Consider the following 5,736-nt stretch of genomic DNA (forward strand, 5'->3'; position numbering starts at 1 on the left):
ACACCTACAACATCACCATCACCGACTAACACCCACACACCCACACACACCTAAACACCCGACGGTCCTGCCCACCCACACAGGACCGTCGGGCCTCCCTTTCCGACCGCACAATGCCTCGGCGGATCGGGCTGCGGGATCAGAAGAATGCGGTCTGTTCGGCTCCGCTCGTTCCGGCGAGTGCGCGTTCGTGGTCCAGCAGCCGGCGCTTACGGTGGAGGCCGCCCCCGTAGCCCGTCAGGCTTCCGTCCGAACCGACCACCCGATGGCAGGGCACGATCACGCCGATGGGGTTCTTTCCGTTGGCCAGCCCGACCGCCCGCGCCGACGTCGGACACCCGATGTACCGGGCCAGCTCCCCGTACGTCCACGTCTGCCCGCACGGGATGTCGCACAAGGCCGTCCACACCCGCTTCTGGAACTCCGTCCCGTGGAACTCCAGCGGCAGGTCGAACGCATCGCACCGGCCCGCGAAGTACTCCCCCAACTGCCGCACGGTCTCCCCGAACGGCTCCGCCTCCGCCCCCTCCAACCGGCACCCGAACGAGGACTCCGCCGGCCGGTGCCGCTGACCCTCCATGTACAGACCCACCAACCGGCCGCTCTCCCCGACCAACGTCAACACCCCATACGGACTCTCCACCACCGTATGAACACGTGACAGCGGCACCCCACGTACCACCACGAACCACCTCGATCCGAAACGCGGAAACAAACCCATACGCACCACCAGCATGACCACCCCACCCACGCCCCAGCTGGCGGAAAACCGACACCGTCCTTGCGGGGTCACCTGGTTGGGATCAGTCGTCGAACCACACGACGAGACGCACGTTGTCGTCGCCGTGCTGTGCTGCGAGTGCCCGCATGGCCTTCCAGACGGGTTGCCACTCGCCGGTTTCGGTGACGGCGTCCCCGCGGCGGATGGTGGCGGACCTGTAGAGCGTGTCCCCGACGAGCCACTCGCTTCCTTCGGGCCACTCCCGGATCTCGCCCCTCTCAAGGCCGACGGCCTCGGCGAAGGCCGGGCTCCAGGCGGACTTGCCCGTCATCCTGAGCCCGTCCGGGGTCCGGTGGTACTGGTGGAGCCGGCTGTCGGGCTTCACGGCAGGTTCGTTCCAGTCGACCGCCTTCACCTCGGCCCACGTGATCCAGGTGGTGCTGTGCACGGCGTCCTCGCCCTGCCATTCGGCCAGTTGCCCGAGGCGGGCGCGCACGGTGGCCGAGACGTCGGCGGGCAGGCCCCGGGAGGCGGCCAAGGGGCGGAAGTTCGCGTAGTTGCGGACCCCGAAGAGACAGCCGAAAGCGTCGTAGTCGCGGCCGCCGTAGAGGGAATCGAGGTCCTGGGCAGTGGACCAGGTCGGCTCCCGGTGGTCCTGTGGCGCCCGGAATTCGAGGAAACCGCTGATGTCTGTACCCATGCCAGGGATTATTCAGACCGCGTCAACCGATTTCACCCGCCTGCACCGGAGCGGAGGTCTCGTCCGGGTCCTGCGGTCTGGTCCTCAGGCGGCCCCGGGCGGCCCGGCGCCGGAGGCGGCGTTGTTCCGCGGCCGCCCAGCGGCCGGCGCGGGCCGGGTCCAGCGGGGTGCCGTGGCCGACGTGGAGGCGGGTGGGCCTGAGGTCGAGCATCGCGCGGAGGCTGGCGAGGTTGGCGAGCGGGTCGTCGTGGAAGGGCGGGTTGGCGGGGCGGCCCTGGATGAACCCCATGAAGGAGTTGGCGATGAGGTCGCCCGCCACCAGGTCGCCGTCGTCGGTGAGGACGGCGACGGAACCGGCGGTGTGGCCCGGGGTGGGGATGATGCGGCCGTCGATACCGAAGTCCGCGAGGCGGCTCTCGCCGTGGACGAGGATGTCGGGCTCGAAGGGTTCGGTGGGTTCGTGGAGCTTCGGGTTGCGGGCCATGAGCCGTCCCATCGGTCCGGTGGGCAGGTACGGCTCGCGGACCCGGCCGGTGCGGTAGGGGCCCAGGTCGGCGGCGTGCGCGGCGATCGGGGCGCCGGTGAGGCGGCGCAGCTCGGCGGCGGACCCGAAGTGGTCGATGTGACCGTGGGTGACGACGAGGAGCCGGACGTCCTGCGGGTCGACGCCGTGGGCGGCGACTTGGTCGACGATGCGCCGGCCGCTGCCGGGGGTCCCGGCGTCGACGAGGACCGGGTGGCGGCCGAGCAGGAGGTAGGCGTTGACGGCGTGCCGGCCCAGGACAGGGATCGGGATGACCTTGGTACGGGACAAGGGAGTTGCTCCTGGGGAGTGCGGGTGGGGTGCCCGGCAGGTGGGGTGCTCGGCAGGTGGCGTGGCTCAGCGAGCGGTGGCGTGCGGCCGGAAGCGGCGGCGGTACTCGGCCGGGGTGGCGCCGAGGCGGCGGCGGAAGGCCCGGTGCAGGGTCTCCACCGAGCCGAGCCCGCTGGCGGCCGCGATGTCGGGCAGGCTGCGCGCGGACTCTTCGAGGAGACGGCGGGCCGCCTCCACCCGGACCGCCTCCAGGTAGCCGGCCGGGGTGCGGCCGGTGCAGTCGCGGAAGACCCGGGTGAAGTGGCGCACGCTGAGGTGCATCCGGGCGGCCATCGCTTCGACCGGGATCCGTTCGGCGAGGTTGTCGTCGATCCAGCGGCGGAGTTCGTCGATGCGGTCGTCGGTGCTGCTCTGGAGGGAGAGCGGCACGCTGAACTGGGTCTGTCCGCCGGGGCGTTTGACGTACATGACCATGGCGCGGGCGGCGTCGAGGGCGACCGCCGGCCCGTGGTCCTCGGCCACCATGGCGAGGGCGAGGTCCAGGGCGGCGGTCACGCCCGCGCAGGTCCAGATCCGCCCGGCCCGGATGAAGATCGGTTCCGGGTCGACGTCGACGTCCGGGTACTGCGCGGCCAGCTGACCGGCGGTCAGCCAGTGGGTGGTGGCGGGCAGGCCGCTGAGGAGTCCGGCCTCGGCGAGCAGGTGGACGCCGGCGCACACACCGCCGACCCGGCGGGGGGGCGCGGCCGCCTCGGGCAGGACCGCGACGACGTCCCGGTCGACGACGGCAGGGTTGTGGCCGTCGTCGCCGTCCATGGCGCCGGCCACCAGGAGGGTGTCGACGCCCGCGCCCACCTCGGCCAGCGACCGCCCGGCGACCAGGCTGATCCCCGCGGCCGTGGGCAGCGGGCCGCTCCGCGCGGCGGCGATCTCGACCCGGTAGGCGGGCGCGTCGCCTCCGACCAGCCGGGAGGCGACGGAGAACACCTCTGCGGGGCCGGTCACCTCCAGCAGTTCGACTCCGGGAAACGCGGCGATGACGACGGTACGCGGTTCGGGCATACCTCGATCCTTGCGCCGCCCGGAGCGCGTCCGCAACGCCGGGGTTCTGTCACATCCGGCCAAGGGTCCCGATGGCCCGGTGGTGTGCGCGGCGTCACACCGCGTGCTCGCCAGGAACCTGCGGCGGAGTCCCGGCGGACGAAGGCCTCCCGTCCCGGCGCCCCGACGCGTGGCGGGGGGGGGCGGCGGGACGGGAGGCCTGCGGGCCCGGGGAGCCGGTCCCGGCGGCCCGAACCGGACCGCCGGCGGAGCGGTGCTCAGCTCACACAGGTGACGATGACCTGCCAGTATCCGGGCGAGATCAGCTCGTTCTCCTGGCTGCACTGGTCATCGGTGTAACCCGCGGCGTGCGCGGCGGCCCAGGCCCGGGGGGCGGCGTAGGTCGGGTTGACGCCGTAGGCCTTGAAGTACCTGATCGTGGCGGCCGACGCACTGGTCGTGACACCCGCGAGGCCGAGCAGGGCCGCCGTCGTGAGGGTGACGGTGGCGACGCGGCGAGGAAGCGAACCCATGGCTGTGCTCCACATTCTCTGGTGGATCGCGTGGGACTCCGGCACGTGCAATTTCACTGCGAACAGGGACTGTAGCAACTCATGTGACGGTCCGACAGGTGTGCGACAGGTGATCGTGACCGGGGCCCGACAACACCTGTGACGCGGCGCGGCGGCGGCACGGCGGTGACTGATGGTGCGCGGGGGACCACGGACGGAACGGGTGCGGGCGGCGCCGGGGGCGGACCGAATCCGGAGCGGATCCAGGCAAAGTAGGATGAACAGCTCACGCGCTACGCGCGAAGAGTTCCATAAATATCCGATTTGCCCATTTTCATCTCCCGCTTCCCCACGCACGGAGCCACCCTCATGGACAACCCGTCCACCGTCGACACCGGCGGCGCGATAGAGACGCGCGGCATCGAGCCCGTCCCGGACCACGAGCGCCGGGGCACGGTCCGCGAGCTCTTCCCGACCTGGGTCGCGGCGAACATCAGCGTCCTGCTGCTCACCATGGGTGCGGCCCTGGTGGTGTTCAACCGGCTGAACTTCTGGCAGGTCCTGATCGTCGCCGCGTGCGCCGCGGTCGTCTCCTTCGGCCTGGTCGGGCTGCTGTCGGTCTCCGGCAAGTGGGGCGGGGCACCGGGCGCCACGCTCTCCCGGGCGGCCTTCGGCGTGCGCGGCAACCTGTTCCCCGGCGCGATCCTCTGGGTCGCCCGGTTCGGCTGGGAGACGATCAACGCCGTCACCGGTGCCTACGCCGTGCTGACCGTCCTCGACCTGCTCTTCGGCGTGCGGAGCAACACCGCGCTGATCGTCGTCACGCTCGTCGCCTTCGTCGCCTGCACCTTCCTGGTCTCCGGCATGGGCCGCAAGGCGCTGAACCTCTGCAGCACCTGGTCGACGTACCTCTTCGGCGTCTTCAGCATCCTGGTCCTGGGCTACCTGCTCGCGACCATCCACTGGAGCGAGGTGTTCGCCAGGCCCGCCGGCACCACCGCGATGATGATCGCCGGCATCGGGACCATCGCGGCCGGCGGCATCAGCTGGGTCCCCACCGGTCCCGACTTCGCCCGTTACCTGCCGCACAGCGCCTCCGGCCGGAAGATCGCCGGTGTGACGGTCTCCGGGGCCGGTCTGGTGATGGTGCCGATGGTGCTGATGGGCGCCGTGATGGCGGTCGCCTCCCCCGGCCTGGCCGAGGCCGCCGACCCGGTCTCCTTCCTCGGCGACCTGCTGCCGACCTGGCTGGCCGTGCCCTACCTGCTGACCGCGGTCGTGGGCATGCTGCTGATCAACAGCCTCTCCATGTACTCGGCCGGCTTCACCGCGCAGACCATGGGCGTGAAGCTGCCGCGCGCCCTGGCCGTCAGCATCAACGCCGTGATCTCGCTCGTCGCGGGCCTGCTGCTGATGCTGGTCGCCAAGAGCTTCCTCGGCTCCTTCATCACCTTCCTGACCCTGCTCGCCGTCTCCTTCTCCGCCTGGATCGGCGTCTACGCGGTGGACATGTTCCGCCGCCGCTCGCGCACGGTGCGCTACGACGCCGCCGCGCTGATGGACACCGGCAGGACCAGCCGCTACTGGTACAAGGGCGGCTTCTGCTGGCAGGCGATGACGGCCTGGGCCCTCGCGCTGCTGACCGGCCTCGCCTTCACCAGCTGCGACTGGTTCGCGGGACCCCTGTCCGACACCCCCGTCGGCACGTACGGACTCGCCTGGGCGGCGACCATCGTGATCTCCGCGCTGATCATGGCCGTCCTCCCCACCCCGCGGGAGAACGCCCGCGGCGCCGCCGAGCAGCCGGCCGCGCCGCGGACGGAGCACGCGGAGCGGGTCACCGTCTGACCGCACGACGCCAGGTCCGCCACCCGGGCCGGGCGTCCGTCGAGAGCCCGCCGGCGGTCCGCCGGCGGGCTCTTCGCGTAATGTCCCCGCAGGTCGGCGG

General features: G+C 71.5%; 6 protein-coding genes. 1 reads left to right on the forward strand and 5 read right to left on the reverse strand.

Translation table 11 applies throughout. The features are described from left to right. Positions 1–139: 139 nt before the first annotated feature. From ACFXAM_RS37510 to ACFXAM_RS37530, 5 genes are all read right to left on the reverse strand, one after another. On the reverse strand, positions 140–721 hold the full coding sequence (locus ACFXAM_RS37510; protein WP_380298293.1) for a methylated-DNA--[protein]-cysteine S-methyltransferase: 582 nt from the start codon (positions 719–721) through the stop codon (positions 140–142). 82 nt (positions 722–803) lie between these two features. Continuing rightward, positions 804–1,421, reverse strand: coding sequence for a hypothetical protein (locus ACFXAM_RS37515; protein ID WP_380298284.1), 618 nt, complete (start codon positions 1,419–1,421; stop codon positions 804–806). A 22-nt stretch (positions 1,422–1,443) separates the two neighbouring features. Continuing rightward, positions 1,444–2,235 carry an MBL fold metallo-hydrolase gene (locus ACFXAM_RS37520; RefSeq protein WP_380298286.1) on the reverse strand — a complete coding sequence of 264 codons (792 nt, stop codon included), beginning with the start codon at positions 2,233–2,235 and terminating at the stop codon, positions 1,444–1,446. A 66-nt stretch (positions 2,236–2,301) separates the two neighbouring features. Then, complete coding sequence (locus tag ACFXAM_RS37525) at positions 2,302–3,297, reverse strand: GlxA family transcriptional regulator (RefSeq protein WP_380298288.1); 996 nt, start codon at positions 3,295–3,297, stop codon at positions 2,302–2,304. A 257-nt stretch (positions 3,298–3,554) separates the two neighbouring features. Next, positions 3,555–3,809: a hypothetical protein gene (locus ACFXAM_RS37530; protein ID WP_380298290.1), complete on the reverse strand. Its 255-nt coding sequence runs from the start codon at positions 3,807–3,809 to the stop codon at positions 3,555–3,557. Between the two features lie 348 nt (positions 3,810–4,157). Between ACFXAM_RS37530 and ACFXAM_RS37535 the strand changes: the two genes are divergently transcribed. Then, positions 4,158–5,636: a purine-cytosine permease family protein gene (locus ACFXAM_RS37535; protein ID WP_380298291.1), complete on the forward strand. Its 1,479-nt coding sequence runs from the start codon at positions 4,158–4,160 to the stop codon at positions 5,634–5,636. Positions 5,637–5,736: the final 100 nt, after the last annotated feature.

The organism is Kitasatospora sp. NPDC059462 (genome assembly GCF_042749955.1).
Lineage (GTDB): Bacteria > Actinomycetota > Actinomycetes > Streptomycetales > Streptomycetaceae > Kitasatospora.